25 protein-coding genes are annotated in these 25,253 nt (G+C 60.2%); 10 read left to right on the forward strand and 15 right to left on the reverse strand.

Going from position 1 to position 25,253, the window contains the following annotated elements:
- Positions 1-45 precede the first annotated feature (45 nt).
- Together FHU12_RS00220 and FHU12_RS00225 are read right to left on the reverse strand one after the other, a co-directional pair.
- Positions 46-402, reverse strand: a complete 357-nt coding sequence (locus FHU12_RS00220; protein WP_141966675.1) for a hypothetical protein — start codon at positions 400-402, stop codon at positions 46-48.
- 84 nt (positions 403-486) lie between these two features.
- Positions 487-777 (reverse strand): hypothetical protein, encoded by a 291-nt coding sequence (locus tag FHU12_RS00225; protein ID WP_228011744.1) that lies wholly within the window; start codon positions 775-777, stop codon positions 487-489.
- Between the two features lie 467 nt (positions 778-1,244).
- Here FHU12_RS00225 and yacL point away from each other — a divergent pair, with 467 nt between their 5' ends.
- A complete protein-coding gene (yacL, locus tag FHU12_RS00230; protein WP_004937507.1) occupies positions 1,245-1,607 on the forward strand; it encodes a protein YacL in 363 nt (120 codons plus the stop codon).
- Positions 1,608-1,639: 32 nt separating this feature from the next.
- On the opposite strand, the gene speD is transcribed toward yacL, so the two are convergent.
- The 3 genes from speD to FHU12_RS00245 all read right to left on the reverse strand — a co-directional run bounded on the left by speD (position 1,640) and on the right by FHU12_RS00245 (position 3,798).
- Positions 1,640-2,434, reverse strand: a complete 795-nt coding sequence (gene speD, locus FHU12_RS00235) for an adenosylmethionine decarboxylase (RefSeq protein ID WP_141966679.1) — start codon at positions 2,432-2,434, stop codon at positions 1,640-1,642.
- Between the two features lie 27 nt (positions 2,435-2,461).
- The gene (speE, locus tag FHU12_RS00240; protein WP_141966681.1) at positions 2,462-3,325 is read right to left on the reverse strand and encodes a polyamine aminopropyltransferase; all 864 of its coding nucleotides are present in this window, start codon (positions 3,323-3,325) and stop codon (positions 2,462-2,464) included.
- A 125-nt stretch (positions 3,326-3,450) separates the two neighbouring features.
- Positions 3,451-3,798: a YacC family pilotin-like protein gene (locus FHU12_RS00245; protein ID WP_004937515.1), complete on the reverse strand. Its 348-nt coding sequence runs from the start codon at positions 3,796-3,798 to the stop codon at positions 3,451-3,453.
- A gap of 218 nt (positions 3,799-4,016) precedes the next feature.
- Here FHU12_RS00245 and cueO point away from each other — a divergent pair, with 218 nt between their 5' ends.
- Positions 4,017-5,684, forward strand: coding sequence for a multicopper oxidase CueO (cueO, locus tag FHU12_RS00250; RefSeq protein WP_141966683.1), 1,668 nt, complete (start codon positions 4,017-4,019; stop codon positions 5,682-5,684).
- 98 nt (positions 5,685-5,782) lie between these two features.
- Entirely contained in the window at positions 5,783-6,319 is a 537-nt protein-coding gene (hpt, locus tag FHU12_RS00255) for a hypoxanthine phosphoribosyltransferase (RefSeq protein ID WP_141966685.1), read from the forward strand.
- A gap of 37 nt (positions 6,320-6,356) precedes the next feature.
- Here hpt and can read toward each other — a convergent pair whose 3' ends face one another.
- Positions 6,357-7,013: a carbonate dehydratase gene (gene can / locus FHU12_RS00260; RefSeq protein ID WP_141966687.1), complete on the reverse strand. Its 657-nt coding sequence runs from the start codon at positions 7,011-7,013 to the stop codon at positions 6,357-6,359.
- A 211-nt stretch (positions 7,014-7,224) separates the two neighbouring features.
- Here can and FHU12_RS00265 point away from each other — a divergent pair, with 211 nt between their 5' ends.
- The 3 genes from FHU12_RS00265 to FHU12_RS00275 all read left to right on the forward strand — a co-directional run bounded on the left by FHU12_RS00265 (position 7,225) and on the right by FHU12_RS00275 (position 10,373).
- The gene (locus FHU12_RS00265; protein WP_015379030.1) at positions 7,225-8,148 is read left to right on the forward strand and encodes an ABC transporter ATP-binding protein; all 924 of its coding nucleotides are present in this window, start codon (positions 7,225-7,227) and stop codon (positions 8,146-8,148) included.
- Entirely contained in the window at positions 8,145-8,915 is a 771-nt protein-coding gene (locus FHU12_RS00270; protein ID WP_004937535.1) for an ABC transporter permease, read from the forward strand. Before FHU12_RS00265 ends, FHU12_RS00270 begins: the two co-directional genes overlap by 4 nt.
- Before the next feature lie 177 nt (positions 8,916-9,092).
- Positions 9,093-10,373: a polysaccharide deacetylase family protein gene (locus FHU12_RS00275; RefSeq protein WP_141966689.1), complete on the forward strand. Its 1,281-nt coding sequence runs from the start codon at positions 9,093-9,095 to the stop codon at positions 10,371-10,373.
- A 34-nt stretch (positions 10,374-10,407) separates the two neighbouring features.
- Here the strand turns inward: FHU12_RS00275 and panD are convergent, their stop codons facing one another.
- The 3 genes from panD to panB all read right to left on the reverse strand — a co-directional run bounded on the left by panD (position 10,408) and on the right by panB (position 12,605).
- Positions 10,408-10,788, reverse strand: coding sequence for an aspartate 1-decarboxylase (panD, locus tag FHU12_RS00280; RefSeq protein WP_004937544.1), 381 nt, complete (start codon positions 10,786-10,788; stop codon positions 10,408-10,410).
- A 144-nt stretch (positions 10,789-10,932) separates the two neighbouring features.
- Positions 10,933-11,787 carry a pantoate--beta-alanine ligase gene (panC, locus tag FHU12_RS00285; RefSeq protein ID WP_141966690.1) on the reverse strand — a complete coding sequence of 285 codons (855 nt, stop codon included), beginning with the start codon at positions 11,785-11,787 and terminating at the stop codon, positions 10,933-10,935.
- Positions 11,788-11,810: 23 nt separating this feature from the next.
- Positions 11,811-12,605 (reverse strand): 3-methyl-2-oxobutanoate hydroxymethyltransferase, encoded by a 795-nt coding sequence (panB, locus tag FHU12_RS00290; protein WP_004937548.1) that lies wholly within the window; start codon positions 12,603-12,605, stop codon positions 11,811-11,813.
- A 166-nt stretch (positions 12,606-12,771) separates the two neighbouring features.
- On the opposite strand from panB, the gene qseB reads away from it, so the two are divergent.
- Together qseB and qseC are read left to right on the forward strand one after the other, a co-directional pair.
- Positions 12,772-13,434, forward strand: coding sequence for a quorum sensing response regulator transcription factor QseB (gene qseB, locus FHU12_RS00295; RefSeq protein ID WP_004937550.1), 663 nt, complete (start codon positions 12,772-12,774; stop codon positions 13,432-13,434).
- Complete coding sequence (qseC, locus tag FHU12_RS00300; RefSeq protein ID WP_060448069.1) at positions 13,431-14,789, forward strand: quorum sensing histidine kinase QseC; 1,359 nt, start codon at positions 13,431-13,433, stop codon at positions 14,787-14,789. Before qseB ends, qseC begins: the two co-directional genes overlap by 4 nt.
- Before the next feature lie 5 nt (positions 14,790-14,794).
- Here the strand turns inward: qseC and folK are convergent, their stop codons facing one another.
- The 6 genes from folK to thpR form a co-directional block, all read right to left on the reverse strand.
- Positions 14,795-15,295 carry a 2-amino-4-hydroxy-6-hydroxymethyldihydropteridine diphosphokinase gene (gene folK / locus FHU12_RS00305; protein WP_019456064.1) on the reverse strand — a complete coding sequence of 167 codons (501 nt, stop codon included), beginning with the start codon at positions 15,293-15,295 and terminating at the stop codon, positions 14,795-14,797.
- Positions 15,295-16,842: a polynucleotide adenylyltransferase PcnB gene (gene pcnB, locus FHU12_RS00310; protein WP_071826146.1), complete on the reverse strand. Its 1,548-nt coding sequence runs from the start codon at positions 16,840-16,842 to the stop codon at positions 15,295-15,297. The genes folK and pcnB overlap by 1 nt, the downstream gene beginning before the upstream one ends.
- Before the next feature lie 61 nt (positions 16,843-16,903).
- Positions 16,904-17,815, reverse strand: a complete 912-nt coding sequence (gene gluQRS, locus FHU12_RS00315) for a tRNA glutamyl-Q(34) synthetase GluQRS (protein ID WP_049234331.1) — start codon at positions 17,813-17,815, stop codon at positions 16,904-16,906.
- A gap of 72 nt (positions 17,816-17,887) precedes the next feature.
- Positions 17,888-18,337, reverse strand: coding sequence for an RNA polymerase-binding protein DksA (gene dksA / locus FHU12_RS00320; protein WP_141966692.1), 450 nt, complete (start codon positions 18,335-18,337; stop codon positions 17,888-17,890).
- A gap of 182 nt (positions 18,338-18,519) precedes the next feature.
- On the reverse strand, positions 18,520-19,227 hold the full coding sequence (sfsA, locus tag FHU12_RS00325; protein ID WP_004937572.1) for a DNA/RNA nuclease SfsA: 708 nt from the start codon (positions 19,225-19,227) through the stop codon (positions 18,520-18,522).
- Positions 19,224-19,766, reverse strand: a complete 543-nt coding sequence (gene thpR, locus FHU12_RS00330) for an RNA 2',3'-cyclic phosphodiesterase (protein ID WP_141960238.1) — start codon at positions 19,764-19,766, stop codon at positions 19,224-19,226. The genes sfsA and thpR overlap by 4 nt, the downstream gene beginning before the upstream one ends.
- Positions 19,767-19,954: 188 nt before the next feature.
- Here thpR and hrpB point away from each other — a divergent pair, with 188 nt between their 5' ends.
- Entirely contained in the window at positions 19,955-22,393 is a 2,439-nt protein-coding gene (hrpB, locus tag FHU12_RS00335; protein WP_185742257.1) for an ATP-dependent helicase HrpB, read from the forward strand.
- 118 nt (positions 22,394-22,511) lie between these two features.
- On the forward strand, positions 22,512-25,004 hold the full coding sequence (gene mrcB, locus FHU12_RS00340) for a bifunctional glycosyl transferase/transpeptidase (protein ID WP_025304218.1): 2,493 nt from the start codon (positions 22,512-22,514) through the stop codon (positions 25,002-25,004).
- Positions 25,005-25,253 lie beyond the last annotated feature (249 nt).

Raw genomic sequence — 25,253 nt, forward strand, 5'->3', positions numbered from 1 at the left:
GCCCCATTTTTTATTGCCGCCGTATTCACCCGGACATCCTGTTGCTTAGCCACGCCCGTTGCGGATCTCATTACCCCTAAAATGATTGAAAGGGACATCCCCACGTTCAGGGAATGCGCCTCGGTAACCGTGTTTGGGATCGAAACGGTTATCCACATGGCCGCGAAATTCTCGCGGGCCGTGAAACCAAGGGCCTGCGCCGATAAATCTGCCGCCGATAAACCAATCGGGGCCGTAATAACCGTAGGGGGCGCAATAGTAAGGTGCATAATCGTAATAACCATAGGGACAGGCGGGTTCCGGGCCGATATTGACGATGACATCTGCGGCTGCTCGGGTCGTGGGCAGCAGCAGTAAGCACGCCAGTAACAACACTGGATATTTCGATAAAATAGCGTTCATTTTCAAGCCTCTGATACGAGAATTGGCCTGCATCCAGCCGCATCTTCATCGTGGTGAGACGAGGTCGGCACGCGGCTAAATGGGCTATTTTTTAAATATCTCTACATGAATATCCTTGTGATCGCTCTCTTGCCCGCTGGCGGAGACGATGCGATAGAAACAGTCTTTTCCATCCAGCCCGCTAAGCTCATTACACTTTTTATCAACCTCTGAGGAAATATATTTATGGCCGACGGTAGGCACGCCGGTCTGCTGAATGGAGAGATCGCCAAGTTTGGTGTAGTTGGCTGATTCCTCAAGCGTTATTTGTTTGGCGGCGAACGCCGATGCAGAAAACATCATGCTCAGTGCGATAATGGAGGTTATGTATTTCATGGCACACATCCTGATCGTGGTGATAGGTATGAAGGAGGTGAGAACACCTCTGGCCGCTGGTGCACATAATTAGAGCTCCTTTATTTAAAAGCTAATCGATATTGAGGGGATGTCAATAAAGCCGCGTCGCGCCAGGAATTAATAACTTGTTTATTTTAAAGGGAAAATATAATCCCGATAAAATCATGACATACATCTCCACGGTATCTACATGATTCAAATAAATAACCCGCGCTCGGCGGATTATCCGCAGACTTTCCGCATGGTGGGCAAGCGCCGCGCGGCGATGACGCACCGCTTCGCTTTCCTTGAGCGATTGCGGCCGGCGTCTTCCCATCGCCGCCGCAAGCCGCTATATTGCGCGCCGCCGAGGTTTTATTTGGCCGAGTTGCCAACTTTGCGAGCGCTCACTGAGTTAGCAATCAATTTATGTTTACACTAAGAAAAAGGGCTCAGGAGGGCATGCTATGGATTACGAATTTCTGCGTGACGTCACCGGTCAGGTGATCGTCAGATTTTCGATGGGGCATGAAGCGATTGGCCACTGGATCAACGAAGAAGTCAAAGGCGATTTCAACCTGCTGGACCGCATAGAAGCCGGTGCGGCCGAGGTCAAAGGTAGCGAGCGTCAATGGCAGCTGGAAGGCCATGAATATACGCTGTTGATGGATGGTGAAGAAGTGATGATCCGCGCCAATCAGCTGGAGTTCGAAGGCGATGAAATGGAGGAGGGCATGAACTACTACGACGAAGAAAGCCTCTCATTCTGCGGCGTTGAGGATTTCCTGCTGGTGTTGAAGGCCTATCGTTCTTTCATGCTGAAGTACTAAGCATCAGGGCGCGGCGTGCCGCGCCCTTTCCATTACAGATGCGGGATATTGCGGCCGTAATAGATTTCCTGCATCTCTTTCCATAACAGATCGGTGATCCGCTTGCGCTCGGCGGCGCTCAACGCTTCCGGCTCCGCGTTGAACAGGTAGTGCTTCAGATCGAAATCTTTCAGCAACATCTTGGTATGGAAGATATTTTCCTGGTAAACGTTCACGTCCATCATGTGGTACAGCGCTTTGATGTCTTCTGACATAAAGTTCTGGATCGAATTGATCTCATGATCGATGTAATGTTTCACGCCGTTCACGTCGCGGGTAAAACCGCGCACGCGATAGTCCATGGTGACGATGTCGGATTCCAGCTGGTGAATTAAATAGTTCAGCGCCTTGAGGGGCGAAATGACGCCGCAGGTCGAGACTTCGATATCGGCGCGAAAGGTGCACAGCCCACCTTCCGGATGGCTTTCCGGGTAGGTGTGTACGCAGATGTGGCTCTTGTCCAGGTGCGCAACGACCGTGTTCGGCAGCGGGCCTGGGTGTTCCGACGTATCGACGTCTTTTGGATCGATCGGCTCTTCGCTGACCAGGATGGTGACGCTGGCGCCCTGCGGCTCGTAGTCCTGACGTGCTATGTTCAGAATATTGGCGCCGATGATTGAGCAGGTCTCGCTCAGGATCTCGGTCAGCCGGTTGGCATTATATTGTTCGTCAATGTAGGCGATATAGCCGTCGCGATCGTCTGCGGTCTTGGCGTAACAAATATCGTAAATACAAAAACTCAGGCTCTTGGTCAGGTTGTTGAAGCCGTGCAGTTTTAGCTTATGCAATTTGGGCCACCTCCTTTATCTTCTCGCTTAACGTGTTACGTTCAGGGCATTGAGCAAATACTGCGGCAGGGCAAAACTGCCGACGTGAATTGCCGGGTTGTAATAACGGCAGTGTAGGCCGCTTTGGTTAAAGCGCTGTTGCAGAGTAGGCAGATCGCGCTGGCGCAGCGCCGGGTTCTGGCTTGCCCAGGCAAAGGTCATGATGCCGCCGTAATAGGTCGGGATCGCTGCCTGGTAGAAGCTGACGTCGTTAAAATAGCGACTCAGTTTAGTGTGGCTGTTGACCGCCTCGTCCTGTTGCAGGAAGCAGACGCCGTTTTGCGCGACGAAAATGCCGCCGTCATTCAGGCAGCGGGCGCAGCCTTCATAAAACGCCGAGGTGAACAGGCTTTCGCCGGGGCCGATCGGATCGGTGCAGTCTGAGATGATCACATCGAAGGTTTCGTCGGTTTGGTTCACGAAGTTGACGCCGTCGTCGATCACCAACTTGAAGCGCGGATCGTCATAGGCGCCGGCGCTGTGGTTGGGCAGGTATTGGCGGCAGAACTCGACGACACCGGCGTCGATCTCGACCATGGTGATCTGCTCCACGCCAGGATGCCGGCTGACTTCGCGCAGCATGCCGCCGTCGCCGCCGCCGATGATCAGCACTTTCTTCGCCTGGCCATGCGCCAGCAGCGGCACGTGGGTCAGCATTTCGTGATAGATGAACTCGTCACGCTCGGTGGTTTGCACCACGCCGTCGAGCGCCATCACGCGCCCCAGCACCGGGTTTTCGAAGATCACCAGATCCTGATGATCGGTCTGCTCGCGGTACAGCACCTGCTCTACCGAGAAGTACTGGCCGAAGCCCGTATGCAGCGTTTCGTACCAAATTTCTTTCTGGGTCATGTGCGGGAAACTCCGTAATAACAGCCATGAAAAATCGGCGCAACATCATAGCTAACTCTGCCTGGTGATGCACGGTTGAATTTCAGACAGAGAGAGCGTTAGACGGGCGGGAGAAGGGGACGAAATTAATTGGCGTAGGCCAGCAGGCTCAAGGAATCGCGCGCCAGCGATTTGCACTTTTTAGGCGTTGGAATGGCGATGCCGCTGAGATCGCGATAGCTGTCTTCGCCCAGCGCCTTCATGTTAAAGCTGTTGTAGTTGCTCAAATCCCAGCGGTTTTGTTGCGCGAAATAGACGATGGCGCGTTTGATTTGCGCATTTGGCAAATCGTTGTAGCCGCAATCATTTTTCAAATAAATAAATACCGCCGTCAGATCGGCCAGATCTTCCGCCTCGGATTCATTCAGCGCCAGACTGGCGTTGGAGAAGCCCAGCATCGCCAGCAGCAGCATCGATAACGTTGTTTTTTTCATCATGAAATAGGCCTGTTTGTCGTCTGCAGACGTTAACACACTTGCCTGTAAAGGCACCAAATTTTATTGCCGCTGGGCGCGGCATCGCGTTCGTCGATGGCGCTCTCTTGATTGTGAGGCATAGCTTAAAATACCGCCAGGAAAGGCTTGACCTTCCGCCAGGGGGAAGGTTTAGGCTGGCGGCATTGAGTTATGTCACTGAGAAAAGGGGGTCAGCGATGTTACGCCGTGATTTTATTAAATTAACTGCTGCGCTGGGCGCCGCGAGCGCATTGCCGTTATGGAGCCGGGCCGCCTGGGCGGCCGATCGGCCGGCCCTGCCGGTACCGCCGCTGTTGATGCCGGACGCGCAGGGAAAGATTGCGCTGGCGCTGCAGGCGGGGGAAACCCGCTGGTTACCCGGTGCCGCTACCAAAACCTGGGGATTCAACGGCGCGCTGCTCGGGCCGGCGGTGAAGCTGCAGCGTGGCCAGCCGGTGACGGTCGATATCAAAAACAGCCTGGCGGAGGCCAGCACCGTCCACTGGCACGGCCTGGAAATTCCCGGCGACGTCGATGGCGGCCCGCAGGCATTGATTCATCCCGGCGTGACGCGCACGGTGAATTTCACTGTCGATCAACCGGCGGCCACCTGCTGGTTCCACCCGCATACGCACGGTAAAACCGGCAGCCAGGTGATGATGGGGCTGGCGGGGCTGGTGCTGCTGGAAGACGACGAGAGCGCCAAACTGCCGCTGCCGAAAACCTGGGGGCAGGATGATATTCCGGTGATCCTGCAGGATAAGCGGCTGGGCAAAGACGCGCAGATCGAATACCGCCTGGACGTGATGAGCGCGGCGGTGGGCTGGTTTGGCGATCGCATGTTCACCAACGGCGCGCAGTATCCGCAACATCTGGCGCCGCGCGGCTGGCTGCGCCTGCGTTTCCTCAACGGTTGCAACGCCCGCTCGTTGAATCTGGCGGCCAGTGACAACCGTCCGCTGTATGTTATCGCCAGCGACGGCGGTTTCCTGGCGGAGCCGGTGAAGCTGACCGAGCTGCCGATGCTGATGGGCGAACGCTTTGAAGTGCTGGTTGATGCCTCCGACGGGAAAGCGTTCGATATCGTGACGCTGCCGGTGAAACAGATGGGCATGACGCTGGCGCCGTTCGATCGGCCGCTGCCGGTGTTGTGCATTCAGCCATCGTTGGCGCAGGGCATCAAAACCATGCCGGACAGCCTGGTGAAGCTGCCGACATTGCCTGCCACCACCGGCATCCAGGAGCGTTGGCTGCAGCTGATGATGGATCCGCAGCTGGATATGCTCGGCATGCAGGCGCTGATGGATCGCTATGGTCACCAGGCGATGGCCGGCATGAGCATGAATCATGGCGCGACGGGCGGTGGGGACATGAAAGGCATGGACCACGGCAACATGAAAGGCATGGAGAAGGGCGGCATGCAGGGCATGGACCATGGCAACATGAAGGGCATGGATCATGGCAAGATGGCCGGGATGGATCACGGCGGCGCGCAGGGCAAAGCCAAACCGTTCGATTTCAGCCACGGCAACATGATCAACGGCAAGGCCTTCGATATGACCAAGCCGATGTTCGCCGCCAAACGGGGCCAGTATGAGAAATGGACCATTTCCGGCGAGGGCGACATGATGTTGCACCCGTTCCACATTCACGGCACCCAGTTCCGCATCCTGTCGGAAAACGGCAAACCGCCGGCGGCGCATCGCAGTGGCTGGAAGGACACGGTGCGCGTCGAAGGGTGGCGCAGTGAAGTGCTGGTGCGTTTTGACCATCCGGCCAGCAGCGAACATGCGTACATGGCCCACTGCCACCTGTTGGAACATGAAGATACCGGCATGATGATGGGGTTCACCGTCGCCGATTGATGGCGGCCCGGTGCTCAAGCGGTGGCGCGCTCGCGTCGCCACCGGCGAAAGGCTATGCTAAACTCTGCGCCTTTCTTCCGGCAACTGACCTGAATACTATGAAACACACTGTAGACGTAATGATTTCCGAGCAGGAAGTTAAGACCCGTATCGCCGAACTTGGCCGTCAGATCACCGAACATTACCGCGAAAGCGGCAGTGACATGGTGCTGGTCGGGCTGCTGCGCGGCTCCTTTATGTTCATGGCCGATCTCTGCCGCGCGATCGACGTGCCGCACGAAGTCGACTTTATGACCGCCTCCAGCTACGGCAGCGGCATGTCCACCACCCGCGACGTGAAGATCCTCAAGGATCTGGACGAAGACATTCGCGGCAAAGACGTGCTGATCGTGGAAGACATCATCGATTCCGGCAACACGCTGAACAAAGTGCGCGAGATTTTGGCGCTGCGCGGGCCGAAATCGCTGGCGATTTGCACCTTGCTGGACAAACCTGAGCGCCGTGAAGTGCAGGTGCCGGTCGAATATGTCGGTTTCTCGATCCCGGATGAGTTCGTGGTGGGGTATGGCATCGACTACGCTCAGCGCTACCGTCACCTGCCGTACGTCGGCAAAGTGGTGCTGCTGGACGAGTAATCGATGTGGGGCGCGGCAAGCCGCGCCCGCGGCGGGATTATACGCCTTTATCCTGCTTCAGTTTGGCTATCGCTTTGCGGTAGCCCATCTCCAGGCTCTCGCGGCTGGTCGCCAGCACTTCCATATCGCGCAGACGGCCGTCCTGAATGCCGTACACCCAACCGTGGATCATCACCTTCTGGCCGCGCTTCCAGGCGGACTGCATGATGGTGGAGTGGCCCAGGTTGTACACCTGCTCAATGACGTTGATCTCGCACAGCATGTCGAAACGCTGTTCCGGCGGCACCTCGCCCAGCAGCGAGCTGTGCTTGTACCACAGGTCGCGAATGTGCAGCAGCCAGTTGTCGATCAATCCCAGCTCCGGGTTTTCCACCGCCGCCTGCACGCCGCCGCAGCCCAGGTGGCCGCAGATGATGATGTGTTCGACTTCCAGCACATCTACCGCATACTGCACCACCGACAGGCAGTTAAGATCGGTATGGATAACGAGGTTCGCCACGTTGCGATGGACGAACAGTTCGCCCGGCTCGAGGCCGGTCAGGCGTTCGGCGGGAACGCGGCTGTCAGAGCAACCAATCCATAAGAAACGGGGCTTTTGCGCCTGGGCTAAACGTTCAAAAAATTCCGGGTCTTCCTGACTGATATTGGCCGACCAGGCATGGTTGTTGGCGATAAGCGCTTCGATTTCTTTCATGGAGGTTATTGGCTCGTAACGAACAGATTGCGTTGGGGTAATATAGGGTAAGCGTCACAATTTGGAAATCGGAACAGTGGTGCACCCTCATTTTCCGCACGGATTCGACGCAGTGAAAACGCCGTCGATGCTAGGATTATTGTTATTTTTTCAAGCCTCGCAAACAGGGGGCGCGGCGGCATACTCATCGTCATAAGGTACTATTTTACATATGAATTATGCACTGGAATTAGCGCAGCTGACCAAGACTTACGCCGGTGGCGTCAAGGCGCTGCGCGGCATCGACCTGAGCGTCGAGGCAGGGGATTTTTATGCCCTGTTGGGGCCAAACGGCGCCGGAAAATCCACCACTATCGGCATCATCAGCTCGCTGGTGAACAAAACCGCCGGCAGCGTGCGGGTGTTCGGTTACGACATCGATAAAGACATCGTCAACGCCAAGCGCCAGCTCGGCCTGGTGCCGCAGGAGTTCAACTTCAACCCGTTCGAGACCGTGTTGCAGATCGTGGTGAACCAGGCGGGTTACTACGGCGTCACGCGCCGCGAAGCGATGGCGCGCGCCGAGAAATACCTCAATCAGCTGGATCTGTGGGGCAAGCGCAACGAGCGCGCCCGCATGCTGTCCGGCGGCATGAAGCGCCGTCTGATGATCGCCCGCGCGTTGATGCACCAACCGAAGCTGCTGATCCTCGATGAACCGACCGCCGGGGTGGATATCGAGCTGCGTCGCTCGATGTGGGGCTTCCTGAAAGAGCTGAATGCCCAGGGCACCACCATCATCCTCACCACCCACTATCTGGAAGAGGCGGAGATGCTGTGCCGCAACATCGGTATCATCCAGAACGGGGAACTGGTGGAAAACACCTCGATGAAGGGGCTGCTGGCCAAGCTGAAGTCGGAAACCTTTATCCTCGATCTGGCGGCGAAAAGCCCGCTGCCGAAGCTGGACGGTTATCACAGCCGCCTGACGGATACCTCGACGCTGGAAGTGGAGGTGATGCGCGAACAGGGGTTGAACGGCCTGTTTGCCCAGCTGAGCGCGCAGGGCGTGCAGGTGCTGAGCATGCGCAACAAGGCGAACCGCCTGGAAGAGCTGTTTGTCACCCTGGTTAACGGCAATGGAGAAAAAGCATGACGCGTTTGTATTGGGTGGCCTTACAGAGCATCTGGGCCAAAGAGGTGAACCGCTTCGCGCGCATCTGGATCCAGACCCTGGTGCCGCCGGTGATCACCATGACGCTGTACTTCATCATCTTCGGCAACCTGATCGGCTCGCGCATCGGCGATATGCACGGCTTCAGCTACATGCAGTTCATCGTGCCCGGCCTGATCATGATGGCGGTGATCACCAACTCTTACGCCAACGTCGCTTCGTCGTTCTTCAGCGCCAAGTTTCAGCGTAACATTGAAGAACTGCTGGTGGCACCGGTGCCGACCCACGTGGTGATCGCCGGCTATGTCGGCGGCGGCGTGGCGCGCGGCATCTGCGTCGGCGTGCTGGTGACCATCATCTCGCTGTTCTTCGTACCGTTGCAGGTGCACGCCTGGTGGGTGATTGCGCTGACGCTATTGCTGACGGCGATCCTGTTCTCGCTGGCGGGGCTGATCAATGCGGTGTTCGCCACCACCTTCGACGACATCAGCCTGATCCCGACCTTTGTGCTGACGCCGCTGACCTACCTGGGCGGGGTGTTCTACTCGCTGTCGCTGCTGCCGCCATTCTGGCAGGCGGTGTCCAAGCTGAATCCGATCGTCTATATGATCAGCGGCTTCCGTTACGGTTTCCTCGGCATCAACGATGTGCCGCTGGCGTTCACCATGGCGGTGCTGGTGGCGTTTATCGCGGTGTTCTACCTGCTGTCCTGGTATCTGATCGAGCGCGGCCGCGGCCTGCGCAGCTGATCGTATCGCGCCCTCGCTTTCCCGGCGGGGGCGCTTTTCTTGATTTGGCGCAGACGGCGCGTAAATCAATAGAATTGCTCAGATAACCGCTAGTTCCCCGCTGTTCAAATCGTGCTATGCTGGCGCTCCACATTTCCTTCACTTTTGTTATTACGCACTCGTAAGCAGAACATCATCATGCGGCTTCAATACACGTTAACGGCTGGGTTACTCGGCATTCTGATGTCGTTGGTTTCCCCTGTGAGCCTGGCGAATCTGCTGTCGGAAGACAGCGCGGTTAAATCTGAATACATGGAAGCGCAGCGCGACAGCGAAGTCTATGCGTTGGTGGGCGAGCATGTGATCCCGGTAGGGGAAGTGAAGCGCGGGCAGCTGATTCAGGTGTTCCCGGCGGATGCAGAATACTATGAATTCAAATTCGGGCACGGCACCGGCTTTATCGATAAAGACGACGTGCGTGAGCTGAAGAAGTCGCGCAAGGTGCAAGACGATTTGGGCGAGTTGAACAAACCGCTGACCAACCAGAATCTGATCACTCAAAAAGCGATCGACGTTTACACCGCGGCGGACAAGGACAGCGAGGTCTTCGGCACGCTGGAAGGCAACCTGCGCTATCCGATCATCGGCAAGCTGAAGGACCGGCTGAACAACACCTGGTACGAGGTCAACATCGGCGATCGGCTGGGGTTCGTCAATGAGTTGGACTGTGAGATCGATAACGGCATCCCGGTGCTGACTTACCACCACCTGCTGAAAAACGAAGAGAATAAACGCTTCCGCCACACCTCGACCACCACCTCAGACGTGGCGTTCAGCAACCAGATGACCTACCTGAAGCAGGCGGGTTACGACACCATTTCGCTGTATCAGCTGGAAGCCTACCTGAAGAACCAGATCAACCTGCCGGGCAAGGCGATCGTGCTGACCTTCGACGACGGGCTGAAGTCGGTTTATCGCTACGCTTATCCGGTGCTGAAGGATTACGGTTTCCGCGCGACGGCGTTCATCATCTCTTCGCGCATCAAGCGCCATCCGCAGAAATGGAACCCGGACTCGCTGCAGTTTATGAGCGTCTCGGAGCTGAAGCAGATTCAGGACGTGTTCGACGTGCAGTCGCACACCCACTTCCTGCACCGCACCGACGGCAATCGCCAGCCGATTTTGCTGAGCCGTTCGCTGCACAACATTGAGTTCGATTTTGAGCGCTCGCGCCGCGCGCTGTCGCAGTTCAACCCGCACGTGTTGTATCTGTCCTACCCGTTCGGCGGCTACAACCAGCGGGCGATTCAGGCGGCGCAGGACGCCGGTTTCCATCTGGCGGTGACCACGGTGCAGGGCAAGGTGAAGCCGGGGGATAACCCCTATACGCTGAAGCGGCTGTATATTCTGCGCACCGACTCGATCCAAACCATGGCGGATCGGATAGCCAACAAGCCGGGCACGGTGGTGGTGCAGTAAGGAAGAACGGGCGCGCAAGGCGCCCGTTTTAGTGTCAGGCGACCTGAACCGGCACGGCTTTCGCCTTGCGCTGCAGGTTGTTGTCACCTTCGAAATAGGCGACTTTCGGGTGGTGCTGGCGGGCGTCGGCGTCGGTCATTTGCACATAGGAGCAGATGATCAGTTTGTCGCCCACGCAGGCGCAGCGCGCGGCGGCGCCGTTGACCGAAATGATGCGCGAACCGCGCTCGGCGGCGATGGCGTAGGTGGAGAAGCGCTGGCCGTTATCCACGTTGTAAATATCGATCGCTTCATATTCCAGAATGCCGGCGGCCTCCAGGAAATCCTGGTCGATGGCGCAGGACCCTTCATAGTGCAAGTCAGCCTGAGTGACTTTGACGCGATGCAGCTTGCCTTGCAGCATAGTACGTATCATAGCTTTACCTAACTGAATATCGGCCTTCACAGGCGCTGGGGTTGAATATCTCTCCTGCATCCCTGCAATCTCTATCGTCACCGATTGCCCCGCCATTGTCTACCAATGGCCTGGGTTCAGGGTGACGATAGTATAAAAAACGGCTTACAGCGTCAGGTCGACCTGCTGGTTGTCGATAAGACGCGCCTTGCCCAGCCAGGCGGCCATCAGCACCACCGCCCGCTGGCTATCTACCGTCAGCGGCTGCAGGCTGTCGGCGTCGCGAATAAACAGCTCATCCGGCGTAAAGCCGGCGGCGCGCAGCTGCTCGGCGGTCTGCTCCAGCAGCGTTTCAACATGGCGTTCGCCATTGGCCAACTGCTGCGCCAGCGCGTTCATGATCTTGCTCAGCTGCGGCGCGATCTTGCGCTCTTCGGCGGTCAGGTAGCCATTGCGCGAACTGAGGGCCAGGCCGTCTTTGGCGCGCACGGTCGGCACGCCGATGATATCGATGTCGTAACCCATGTCCGCCACCATTTTGCGGATCAGCGCCAGCTGTTGGTAATCCTTCTCGCCGAAGCAGGCTAAATCAGGCTGCACCAGGTTGAACAGCTTGCTGACGATGGTGGAAACGCCGCGGAAGTGGCCCGGCCGGCTTGCGCCTTCCAGGATGCTGGAGATGCCGGGCACGTCGACGTAGGTCTGCTGCTCCAGCCCCTGCGGATAGACCGCGGCCGGGGCCGGGGCGAACACCAGATCGACGCCGCGGCGGGTCAGCTTCTCGCTGTCTTCCTGCAGCGTGCGCGGGTAGCGCGCCAGATCGTCCGGCCGATCGAACTGCATCGGGTTGACGAAGATGCTCACCACCACCACGTCGGCGCGGGCGCGCGCTTCATCGACCAGCGTCATGTGGCCGTCGTGCAGGTTGCCCATGGTCGGCACCAGCGCGATGCGTTTGCCTTCCTGGCGCCAGCGGCGGATCTGCTGACGCAGCATCGGCAGGGTTTCGATAATAATCATTGGGTGACTCCTGGAACCATCGCTTAGTTAAAAGAGTGTTCAGCCGCCGGGTAGAGGCCTTGCTCCACTTCCTGAATGTAGTGCTGCACCGCCGTGCGGATATCGCCGCTCTGCGCCAGGAAGTTCTTGGCGAACTTCGGCGTGTGGCCGCCGGTGATGCCGAAGGCGTCGTGCATCACCAGGATCTGGCCGTCGGTGCCGTTGCCGGCACCGATGCCGATGACCGGAATGGACAACGCTTCGGTGATCTGGCGCGCCAGCTCGGTCGGCACGCATTCCAGCACCAGCAGCTGAATGCCGGCCAGTTCCAGATTCTGCGCGTCCTGCAGCAGCTGTTTGGCGGCCAATTCGTCGCGCCCTTGCACCTTATAGCCACCGAACACGTTGACCGACTGCGGCGTCAGGCCCAGGTGGCCGCACACCGGCACGGCGCGCTCGGCGAGCATTTTCACCGTGTCGCACAGCCAGCTGCCACCTTCCAGTTTCACCATGTTGGCGCCGGCGCGCATCAGCTCGGCGGCGTTGGCGAAGGTCTGTTCCGGGGTGGCGTAACTCATGAACGGCAGATCGGCCAGCAGCAGGCAGGCCGGCGCGCCGCGGCGCACGGCGCGCGTGTGGTAGGCCACGTCGGCGACGGTGACCGGCAGCGTGGAGTCGTGGCCCTGCAGCGTCATGCCCAGCGAATCGCCCACCAACAGGACTTTGATGCCTTGCTCTTCAAACAGTTTGGCAAAGCTGGCATCGTAGGCGGTAAGGGTAGCAAACTTGCGCTGCTCCTGTTTCCACTGGCGCAAATGGGTCACGGTGGTGGGTTTCATCACAACGTCTCCTGAAACGGGCCGTGCGGCTTACGCAGGCCCAGGCTGCAAAAAAGTGCAGCCATTCTACTGTAACCCGATCGGGGTGGGTAGCGCGGATCGCCATGCTTAAGCGGTTCTTAAGAACCTTGTGGTGCAATGGTGCCATGACTGAAAAGGGATACTCATGCGAATTTTGCTGATCGAAGATGACAAACTGATCGGGGACGGCATCAAGGCCGGGCTGACCAAACTCGGCTTCAATCTGGACTGGTTCACCGACGGCGCCGTCGGCAAAAATGCGCTGGACAGTGCGCCGTACGACGCGGTGATCCTCGATCTCAGCCTGCCGGGCCTCGACGGCCTGGATCTGCTGCGCCAGTGGCGCCAGGCCGGGCAGGACGTGCCGGTCCTGATCCTCACCGCCCGCGACGCGCTGGAGCAGCGGGTCAGCGGGCTGCAAAGCGGTGCCGACGATTATCTGTGCAAGCCGTTCGCGCTGGCCGAAGTGGCGGCGCGCCTGCAGGCGCTGATCCGCCGTCGCCACGGCCAACTGATGCCGCAGCTGACGCACGGCAACGTGGTGTTCGACAGCGCCACCCGCAGCGTGAGCTGCAACGGCGAGCCGGTGACGCTGACGCCGCGCGAATTGGCGGTACTGGAGCTGTTTCTGCACAACAAGGGGCGGGTGCTGGCGCGGCCGTTAATTCAGGAGAAGCTGTACAACTGGGATGACGAGGTGAGCAGCAACGCGGTGGAGGTACATATTCACCACCTGCGGCGCAAGCTGGGCAACGGCTTCATCCGTACCATCCACGGCGTGGGTTACACGCTGGGGGATGCGCCGTGAAGCGTCTCAGCCTGCGGCTGCGCCTGATCCTGATCTTCAGCCTGCTGGCGCTGCTGACCTGGAGCACCGCCAGCGTGGTGGCCTGGGTGATGTCGCGCAACACCATCAACGAAGTGTTCGACACCCAGCAGATGCTGTTCGCCAAACGGCTGGCGACCGCCAACCTCGGCGATCTGCTGGCCGATGAAAGCGCGCGCAGCCTGCCGAAAACCAAGAAGCTGGTGCACCACGGCAAGCGCGGCGAGCAGGACGACGACGCGCTGGCGTTCGCCATCTTCGATCGCCAGGGCAAGATGCTGCTCAACGACGGGGAGAACGGCGCCGACTTTCTGTTTGACGGGGAACGTGAAGGTTTTACCGACGGTGAGCGCAAAGGCGATGACGACAGCTGGCGCCTGGTGTGGCTGACCAGCCCGGACGGGCGCTACCGCATCGTGGTCGGCCAGGAGTGGGATTACCGGCGCGATATGGCGCTGGGCATGGTGACGGGCCAACTGGTGCCCTGGCTGGCGACGCTGCCGGTGCTGATGCTGCTGATCGCGCTGATGGTGGGGCGCGAACTGCGGCCGCTGCGCACGGTGGCCGCCGGTTTGCGCCGGCGCGCACCCGATGATGCGACGCCGTTGGATGCGCGCCAGGTGCCGACCGAGGTGCGCCCGCTGGTGGATGCGCTCAATGCGCTGTTCGCCCGCATCAACGCTTTACTGGTACGGGAGAGACGCTTCACCTCCGATGCCGCACATGAGCTGCGCAGCCCGTTGGCGGCGCTGCGGGTGCAGACCGAAGTGGTGCAGCTGGCGGGGGAGGATGCGCCGATGCGCGAGCACGCGCTGGACAATCTGACGCTCGGCATCGATCGTGCGACCCGGCTGGTGGATCAGCTGCTGACGCTGTCGCGGCTGGATTCGCTGTCAGATCTGGCCGAGCTGGCGCCGATCGACTGGAACGATCTGGTGACGATGACCCTGGCGGAGCAGGATCGGCAGGCCCATGCGGCGGGCGTGACGCTGCGCTATGAACATCGGGGAACGCCACCGCCGCGTCAGGGGGAAACCTTGCTGCTGTCGCTGCTATTGCGCAATTTGCTGGACAACGCGGTGCGCTATACCCCGCAGGGCGGTGTCGTCACCGTAACGCTGAGCGAACGTTCGCTGACGGTGGAGGACGACGGTCCGGGGGTGACCACGGAGCATCTGGCGCGGCTCGGAGAACGTTTCTATCGCCCGCCGGGACAGGAACAAACCGGCAGCGGGTTGGGCTTATCGATTGTGCAGCGTATTGCCGGCTTGCATGGTCTACAGATCGGTTTCGCCAATCGCCCGGCAGGCGGATTTGTTGCGCGGTTGGCGCTGTAGGAGGGTCAGGACTTGGGTTTTGGCTGATGCCACAGCGCCATGCCGTTTTCCGGCACGCGCTTGAGGCAGCTGGCGAGCGGTTCGCCATCGGGGAAAATCAGATCGGGGGCGATTTCCGCCAGCGGGTAGAGCATGAATTCGCGCTCTTTCAGGCCGTAATGCGGTACCGTCAGGCGCTCGGTATGGATCACCTTGTCGCCGTACAGCATGATGTCCAGATCGAGCGTGCGCGGCCCCCAGCGTTCATCCTTGCGCACGCGTCCCTGATTGCGTTCTATCGCCTGGGTATGGTCGAGCAGCTGTTCGGGCGGCAACAGGGTATCCAGCGCCACCACCGCGTTGAGGAAGTCCGGCTGGTTTTGCGGCCCCAGCGGCTTGGTGCGGTAAAACGAAGAACAGGTGACCAGCCGGGTGCGCGGGAGATGCTCCAGCGCCTCCAGTGCGGCTTTAACCTGTTGCAGCGGCTGCGCCAGGTTGCTGCCCAGCGCGATATAAACGCGGATCATTATGCCCCTTCTTTACGCGGTGCCCGGCGGCGAGGACGGCGTTGACGCGCGCGGCGCGGCGCCGGATCGTCCCCCAGGGTGCTCAGCATGGCTTTCTGCCGCGCCGGCGTGGCGTCCTGAAACTCGCCCCACCACTCGGCCAGACGCAGCATTTCCTGATTGTCTTCCACTTCCGCACGCAGCGCCAGCAGATCATAAGCGGCGCGGAATTTCGGGTGCTCCATCAGTTTGTGCGCACGTTTGCCCTGGCGGCGGGACAGGCGCAGCTGCAGCTGCCAGATATCGCGCACCAGCGTGGTGATGCGTTTCGGGATGGCCAGCGAGCGGCACTGTTCGTCGAGTACGTCGTTCATCGCCAGCGCGAAGGCGTCGTAGTAGGCCAGACCGCTTTCCTGCGCCAGCTTCTGCGCATGCTCCAGCAGCGGGTACCACAGCATGGCGGCAAACAGGAAGGCCGGGTTGACGCGCATGTCGTTCTGCAGACGGTGATCGGTGTTCTTCAGCACCTGCGCCAGAATGCGCTCCATCGGCGTATCGTGGTTCGGCGTGAAGTTGCGGGCGATCAGCGGGAACAACGGTTGGAACAGCTGGTATTCGCACAGCTTCAGGTAGGTCTGGAAACCGTAACCCGCCTGCAGCAGCTTGAGGGATTCTTCGAACAGGCGCGCCGGCGGGATCTCGTGCAGCAGCGAGGCCAGGCGCGGGATCGGCTCGGCGGTCTCTTCGCTGATGCGCATATCCAGCTTGGCGGCGAAGCGCACCGCGCGCAGCATACGCACCGGATCTTCGCGGTAGCGGGTTTCCGGATCGCCAATCAGGCGGATCACGCCTTGTTTCAGATCGTTCAGCCCGCCGACGTAATCGCGCAGGGTGAAGTCCGCCACGCCGTAGTACAGGCTGTTGATGGTGAAATCACGGCGCTGGGCGTCTTCCTCGATCGAGCCGAAGATGTTGTCGCGCAGCAGCATGCCGTTTTGCGCCTGCTGTGACGAGTTTTTGTCGGATTCCTGATTCTGTTCGTGGTGGCCACGGAAGGTGGCCACTTCGATGATCTCCGGCCCGAACATCACGTGCGCCAAGCGGAAACGGCGGCCGACCAGGCGGCAGTTGCGGAACAGCTTACGCACTTGCTCCGGCGTGGCGTTGGTGGTGATGTCGAAGTCTTTCGGCTTTTTGCCGAGCAACAGATCGCGCACGCCGCCGCCGACCAGATAGGCTTCGTAGCCGGACTTGTTCAGGCGATAAAGCACTTTCAGCGCATTTTCGCTGATGTCTTTACGGGAGATCGAGTGCTGTTCGCGCGGGATCACGGTCATCGAGTCGTTGCTCTCGGCGATAGGAAAAGGCGGACGCTTGCGCGGCGTTGAGCGGCGGGCAGGGGCGTTGCTGCCGTTATCGGCGGCGCGCGGCTGCGGCGCAGGGCGGCTTGGCGCCGCGGCACGCTCTTCGCGGACTACGTTTTTATCGCCGGCCGCCGCGTCGTCGCGGGGCAGCTTGTCATCGCGGGTCAGTACCTTACGACAGAAGTTGGCTACTCGGGTAAAAATGGTACACCTCGATAGTGACTGATAAAAATGGAGCTAACAAAAAATAGCGGCTAATCATAGCTCACCATGGCTCCTTTGAGAATGCCGGCGTGTTTTCATCCAGAGGGATAGCCTCCTGACGCGGCACGTTTTCCAACCGCCAATGTGCGACCGCCCAGCTCAATAATAATGGCAGGTCAAGATCTTGCCAGCTTTCCGGCAGCGGTTGGCGCAGAAATTTCAGCGCGGCGATCAGTACCGGGCGCGGATCGCCTGCGGGCAATGCCGGCGCATGGTTTTGCTTCGACAGCTTGATGCCGTTGGCGCCCAGGGCCAGCGGCAGATGCACATAAGTGGGTACCGGCGCCTGCAGCTGGCGATAGAGGGCGATTTGGCGCACTGTCGGTTCGATCAAATCGGCGCCGCGCACAATCTCGGTCACGCCCTGAAAATGGTCGTCGATCACCACCGCCAGGTTGTAAGCGAACAGCCCGTCGCGACGGCGAATGATGAAGTCTTCCCCCGCGAGCGCCGGATCGGCGTGCAGTTCTCCCTGCAGGCGGTCGTGGAACCCGTAAACGGGCGCGGTCTGGCGCAAGCGGATGGCGGCGCCCTGCGGGCCGAGCTGTAAGTCACGACAGTGGCCGTCGTACAATCCGCCGATGTGCTGGATGCGGCTGCGGGTGCAGGTGCAGTAATAGCTGAGCCCCTGGCGCTGCAACAGATCCAGCGCGGCGCGATAGGCATCGTGACGTTGGGATTGATAGATGACCTGGCCGTCCCAGTGGAGACCATAATGTTCCAGCGCGGACAGGATGCGAGCGGCGGCGCCGGGAACTTCACGCGGCGGGTCGATATCTTCGATGCGAACCAGCCACTGCCCGCGTTGGGCGCGAGCCTGAAGGTAGCTTCCCAGAGCGGCAATCAGCGAACCGAAATGCAGATCCCCGGAAGGCGATGGGGCAAAGCGCCCCACATAATGACTTTCTTGCATATCAGAGGGGAGAGGTTCCCTTTTCTCTGTGCGGCGCACGCAGGTGCGCACGCCGCAGCGGTAACAACGGTATTAGCCGGCCATCTGCTTTTCGCGGATCTCAGCCAGCGTCTTGCAGTCGATGCACAGATCGGCGGTCGGACGCGCTTCGAGGCGACGAATGCCGATCTCCACGCCACAAGATTCGCAGTAGCCGAAATCATCGTCTTCCACTTTCTTCAGCGTTTTCTCGATCTTTTTGATCAGTTTGCGTTCACGGTTACGCAGTTCAAGGCTGAACTCTTCTTCCTGGGTAGCACGGTCGGCCGGATCAGGGAAGTTGGCTGCCTCTTCTTGCATATGCGATACAGTACGGTCCACTTCGTCCCTGAGCTGGTTGCGCCACGCTTCAAGAATGCGCTTGAAATGCGACAACTGGGCGTCGTTCATGTACTCTTCGCCCGGCTTCTCTTGGTACGGCTCCACCCCAGCGATGGCGAGAATGCTCAAGGACGAGGTTTTACGGTTTTGCCCTTCTTGCATGTTGCTTCTCCTACATACACACGCACTATCGAATCCCCAATGCGGGGGAAAAACAGGCCGCTATAAATAACAGAAGGAAGGTAGGTTGGCAATTATTCCTGTCGCCCGCTTGACAATCGTGTGAAGGAGGGCGTATTTGGCGATCGTGCTGGTCGGTTGTCTATTTATAGGGACCGACTGCGCTAATCGATAAAAAACGGCAGCTTATCGCAGAGATAAATACCGTCAGGTGATAACTTTGCCCCGTAACAAACCACTTCCACTCCCAACTGCCGGACCTGTGCCAACAGCGCCGCATAGCGCTCATCTATATGATGTGCCGGTGCGACCTGCTCAATACCGCTGTGTAACACGGCAAAGAACAACACCGCCCGTTGCCCGCTTTCAACCACGCTGAGCAACTCACGCAGGTGCTTTTGCCCTCTGAGCGTTACCGCATCAGGAAAGTAACCACGTTGTTGTTGCAGTAATGTGACTGACTTAACTTCAATATAGCAGTTAACCCGATTTTCTGCCTGTAATAACAAATCGATACGGCTGTTTTCACCACCGTATTTCACTTCGCCGCTGATTTTACTGTAACCGGATAATTCATTGATTAAATTGTGTTCGATTGCCTCGCGCACCAGCGCGTTGGCACGCAGGGTATTGACGCAGATCCAGTGCCCCTGTTGGGTATGGGTCAACTCCCAGCTGTGGGCGTATTTGCGCTTGGGATTATCCGAAGTGGAGTACCAAACGGTATCGCCGGGCGTGGCGCAGCCGGTCATGGCGCCGGTATTGGCGCAGTGCAGCGTAAAGGTTTCCCCTTCCGGGGTGATCACGTCCGCCAGAAAGCGCTTGTAACGTTTGATCAGCGTGGCGGAACGCAGCGGTGGAGAGAAAATCATGCGGATGCCTGCTTGGCCAGCGGCCACTGTTCGAGGTGTTGATAGCGGGTGCGGCCGTTTTCGAACACCGACTCATATAAGGAAAAGGCGTCGGCGCTGAACGCCCAGCCCGGCGTCGCCGGCGGGATGGCCACCGGCTGGGTGGCGGCGCGCAACAGCGTGATGTGCGGATGGAACGGCAGCGCGCTTTGATGGCAGCCGTTGCGGGCGGCCTGCGAACGCAGCAGCTCGGCCAGCTGCAGAAGCCCGCGCGGCGCGCGGCGGGTACCGAGCCAGACCACGCCGGGGCGCGGCCAATGGCCGAGATCGTCGAGCCGCATGCTGAAGCCGGGTTGAACGATGCGGCCGGCCAGTTTGCGCAGCGCCAGCTCTTTCTGCGCGGTGACCTCGCCGAGAAACGCCAGCGTCAGGTGCAAATTGGCCGCCGCCACCGGTCGGCCGGCCTCTGGCGTAAACGCCTCGGCGCGCCAGCGGATCACCTGCTGTTGCAGGGCATCAGGCAAGGACAGGGCGAAAAACAGGCGGCGCGAATTGGACATGGGGGCTCGGTAAATAATGACAAATCCGTCGGGACAGACCTGGATACGGTTTGCAGCGGTCGCGCGCGAAGCGGGACGCATGGACGAGCTCCGTACTATAGCTAACGCCGCCGCAGTTTGAAAGGCTACGGGGGCAAAGCTAATGCTACACTGTACGCCGTTTAACGTTAACCACCACGGAGAGTTCAGTGTCTTCATTGCCCGTCAGCGCGGTGCTTGATGAGTTGCTGGCTGCGTTGCAGTCCGCTCCTCAGGTGCTGTTGCACGCCCCGACCGGCGCCGGTAAATCCACCTGGCTGCCGCTGCAGATCCTGGCTAAGGCCGGGTTGCCGGGGCGCATTATCATGCTCGAGCCGCGGCGGCTGGCGGCGAAAAACGTCGCCTATCGCCTGGCGCAGCAACTGGGGGAGGAGCCCGGCCAGACCGTGGGCTACCGCATGCGCGCCGAAAGTAAAAGCGGGCCGCAGACCCGGCTGGAAGTGGTGACGGAAGGCATTCTCACCCGCATGCTGCAGCAGGATGCCGAGCTGCAGGGCGTGTCGCTGGTGATCCTCGATGAATTCCACGAACGCAGCCTGCAGGCCGATCTGGCGCTGGCGCTGCTGCTCGACGTGCAGCAAGGGCTGCGCGACGATCTGAAACTGCTGATCATGTCGGCCACCCTGGACAACGCTCGCCTGTCGCAGCTGCTGCCGGAAGCGCCGGTGGTGGTGTCCGAGGGGCGTAGCTTCCCGGTTGAGCGTCTGTATCAGCCGTTGGCCAACCATCAGCGGCTGGAGGACGGCGTAGCGGCGGCGGTGAAGCGGTTGCTGGCCGAACAGCCGGGGTCTTTGCTGCTGTTCCTGCCGGGCGTGGCGGAGATCAATCGGGTGCTGGAGCGATTGACCGGCGAGGTGGCGAGCGATACCGATCTTTGCCCGCTGTATGGCGCCCTGCCTCTGGCGCAACAGCAAAAAGCGATTCAGCCGGCGGCGCCTGGCCGCCGCAAGGTGGTGCTGGCGACCAACATCGCCGAAACCAGCCTGACGATCGAGGGCATTCGGCTGGTGGTGGACAGCGGCCTGGAGCGCGTGGCGCGTTACGACGTACGCAACGGCTTAACACGGCTAGCGACGCAGCGCATCAGTCAAGCCTCGATGGTGCAGCGTGCCGGGCGCGCCGGGCGCCTGGAGCCGGGCATTTGCTGGCATCTGTTCGCCAAAGAACAGGCGGAGCGCGCGGCGGAACATGCCGAACCGGACATTTTACAGAGCGATCTCACCGGCTTCTGGCTCGAATTGCTGCAGTGGGGGTGCCATGATCCGGCGCAGCTGACCTGGCTTGATGCGCCTTCGGCGGCGGCATTGGCAGCGGCCAGGGCGCTGTTGCACCGGCTGGGAGCCACGGATGACGGCGGCAAACTTACCGCGCCGGGGCGCCAGATGGCCGCGCTGGGGTGCGAGCCGCGACTGGCGGCGATGCTGGTCGCCGGCGCGGCACTGGGCGCCGACGGCCTGGCGACGGCGGCGTTGTTGGCGGCGTTGCTGGAAGAACCGCCGCGCGGCGGGCAGATGGATATCGGTTATTGGCTGAGCCGCCCGCAACCGAACTGGCGGCAGCGCGCCGCACAGTTGGCCAAACGCCTGCCGCAACGTGCGGGGCAAATCGACGCCGATCTGGCGCCGCGTCTGTTGGCGCAGGCGTTTACCGATCGTATCGCCCAGCGCCGTGGCCAGGACGGCCGCTACCTGCTGGCCAACGGCCTGGGGGCGGCGATGAACCAGGACGAGGCGCTGTCGCGCGCCCCCTGGCTTATCGTTCCCAGCCTGTTGCAGGGCCACAACAGCCCCGATGCGCGTATCCTGCTGGCGCTGCCGGTGGACATCGAAGCCCTGGCGGCGCAGCTGCCGGCGATTGTCATGCAGCGCACGGCAGTGGAATGGGATGAAGATAAGGGCACGTTGCGCGCCTGGAAGCGCCAGCAGATCGGTCGTCTGACGCTGCGCGCTCAGCCGCTGGCAAAACCGGCGGACGAAGAGCTGCAGCAAGCGCTGCTCGACTGGGTGCGTGCGCAGGGGCTGGCGGTGCTCAACTGGGAGGGCGCCGCTGAACAATTGCGGGTGCGCCTGCAGTGCGCGCAAGCCTGGCTGCCGGAAGCGGAGTGGCCGGCGATGGATGAAGAGCCGCTGCTGGCGGCGCTGGAGCAGTGGCTGTTGCCGTCGCTGAACGGCGTGCGCGATCTGCGCGGCTTGAAGCAGGTCAACATCGCCGAAGCGCTGTCCCGTCTGCTGGACTGGCAGCAAAAGCAGCGGCTGGATAATGCGCTACCCACTCATTACACTGTGCCGACCGGCAGCCGCCTGCCGATCCGTTATGAGGCCGGCAAACCGCCGGCGCTGGCGGTGCGTTTGCAGGAGGTGTTCGGCGAGCAGCGCAGCCCGATGTTGGCGGAGGGTCGCATCCCGGTGGTGCTTGAGTTACTCTCACCGGCGCACCGGCCGTTGCAAATCACCGGCGATCTGGCGGCCTTCTGGCAAGGCGCCTATCGCGAGGTGCAAAAAGAGATGAAGGGCCGCTACCCGAAACACGTTTGGCCGGACGATCCGGCCACGGCGGTACCGACGCGCCGAACGAAGAAATATCAGTAGGTCGCGATCATTTAAGGTTTGGAATTCAGATGTTTCTTCTGGTCAGCGCTGCGGCGTAGGCACAGATTAAGCGACTAATCATGGCCGGCAGTGTCGGCAAGCTCGGAGAACAACAGCCATGGCTGGGGATGACCGCGAGCCCATCGGGCGCAAAGGAAAACAACCAAAAAGCACTGCGTCGCGCAAGCCGCCGCGCCGTCGCCGAGACGACGATTATGACGATTACGAAGAAGACGAGTATGACGATGATGAGTATGAAGAGGAGGAGGAACGCATGCCGCGTAAGGTAAAAGCGACTCCGCCGCGTAAAAAACGCCGTTGGCTTGGCCTGTTTATCAAACTGATCCTGGTGATCGCCGTCCTGTTGGCGATCTATGGCGTCTACCTGGACTCGCAGATCCGCAGCCGCATCGACGGTAAAGTCTGGCAGCTGCCGGCGGCGGTGTACGGCCGCATGGTCAACCTGGAACCGGGCATGCCGTACAGCAAGAAGGAGATGGTCAACCTGCTGGAGGGCATGCAGTACCGTCAGGTCAGCCGCATGACGCGCCCGGGCGAGTTTACCGTGCAGGCCAACAGCATCGAAATGCTGCGCCGCCCGTTCGACTTCCCGGATGGTAAAGAAGGGCAGATCCGCGCCCGTCTCGACTTCCAGAACAACCGCCTGGCGAAGATCGAAAATCTGGACAGCGGCCGCAGCTTCGGCTTCTTCCGCCTCGATCCGCGTCTTATCACCATGCTGCAGTCGCCTAACGGTGAACAGCGCCTGTTCGTGCCGCGTTCCGGTTTCCCGGATCTGTTGGTAGACACGCTGATCGCCACGGAAGACCGCCATTTCTATGAGCATGACGGCATCAGCCCGTACTCCATCGGCCGCGCGGTGCTGGCCAACCTGACCGCCGGTCGTGCGGTGCAGGGCGGCAGTACCCTGACGCAGCAGCTGGTGAAGAACCTGTTCCTGACCAACGAACGTTCGCTGTGGCGTAAGGCCAACGAAGCCTATATGGCGCTGTTGGTGGATTACCGTTACAGCAAAGACCGCATCCTGGAGCTGTATCTGAACGAGGTGTACCTCGGCCAGAGCGGCAGCGACCAGATCCGCGGTTTCCCGTTGGCCAGCCTGTATTACTTCGGCCGTCCGGTGGACGAGCTGAGCCTCGATCAGCAGGCGTTGCTGGTCGGCATGGTCAAGGGCGCGTCGCTGTATAACCCGTGGCGCAACCCGAAACTGGCGCTGGAACGCCGCAACCTGGTGCTCAAACTGCTGCAGAACCAGGGCGTGATCGACGGCGAGCTGTATGACATGCTGAGCGCGCGTCCGCTGGGCGTGCAGCCGAAAGGCGGCGTCATTACGCCACAGCCGGCGTTTATGCAGATGGTGCGTCAGGAACTGCAAACCAAGCTGGGCGATAAGGTCAATGACCTGTCCGGCGTGAAGATCTTCACCACGCTGGATCCGGTGTCGCAAGACGCGGCGGAAAAAGCGGTCGAAGACGGCATCCCGGCGCTGCGCGCTGCGCGCCACCTGCAGGATCTGGAAGCGGCAATGGTGATCGTCGATCGCTTCAGCGGTGAAGTGCGCGCCATGGTCGGCGGCGCCAACCCGCAGTTCGCCGGCTTCAACCGCGCCATGCAGGCGCGCCGCCTGGTCGGCTCGCTGGCCAAGCCGCCGACGTACCTGACCGCGCTGTCCGAACCGGATAAATACCGCCTCAACACCTGGCTGGCGGATGCGCCGCTGTCGCTGAAACAGCCAAACGGCGCCGTCTGGCAGCCGAACAACTATGACCGTAAATTCCGCGGTCAGGTGATGCTGGTGGATGCGTTGGCCAACTCGCTGAACGTGCCGACGGTGAACCTAGGCCTGTCGGTCGGGCTGGATCAGATCAGCGCTACGCTGCAACGCCTGGGGATCCCGAAAGCGGAGATCAACCCGGTGCCGTCGATGCTGCTGGGGGCGATCGGCCTGACGCCGATGGAAGTCGCTCAGGAGTACCAGACCATCGCCAGCGGCGGTAACCGTGCGCCGCTGTCGGCGGTGCGTTCGGTGATCGCCGAAGACGGCACGGTGCTGTACCAGAGCTTCCCTCAGGCGGAACGCATGGTGCCGGCGCAGGCCGCTTACCTGACGTTGTACGCGATGCAGCAGGGCGTGGCGCGCGGGACTTCCCGCTCGCTGTCGGTGAAGTTCCCGAACTATAACCTGGCGGCGAAAACCGGTACCACCAACGATCTGCGCGACAGCTGGTTCGCCGGCATCGACGGCAAGGAAGTGGCGATCGCCTGGGTGGGGCGCGACAACAACGGCCCGGCCAAGCTGACCGGCGCCAACGGTGCGTTGACCCTCTATCGTCGCTATCTGGAAAACCAGACGCCGCTGCCGCTGATGCTGCAGCCGCCGGAAGGCATTAACCAGATGAGCATCGACTCTGCCGGCAACTTTATTTGCGGCGGCGGCAGCTGGCGCACCATCCCGGTCTGGACCGACAATCCGCAGGGATTGTGCCAGGCCAGCCAGGCGGCGGTGCAGCAACAGCAGCAACCGGCGGCGGGTGAGCAAAAAGATGGCGATGGCGTCGCCGGCTGGATCAAGGATATGTTCGGCCAGTAATCGCTACCGGGGCGTCGGCCCCGGTGAAAATTTTTTCTTTGTTATTAAGCCCGTAACCTTGGTTGCGGGCTTTTTTGTTTTTCCGCTCGTTTTATTTCCCTGTTAACCGCATGGCTAAGCGCCTAATCCTTAACCTATTTGCCCTATGAATTCGGCTTGCAGTTTAATTTGGCTTCTGCATAAAATGCGACGCTTATAATAATTATTATCGTTTACATTCGTCATTTAATAATTCATCAGAGAAATCAA

This window comes from Serratia marcescens (assembly GCF_006715005.1).
Lineage (GTDB): Bacteria > Pseudomonadota > Gammaproteobacteria > Enterobacterales > Enterobacteriaceae > Serratia > Serratia montpellierensis.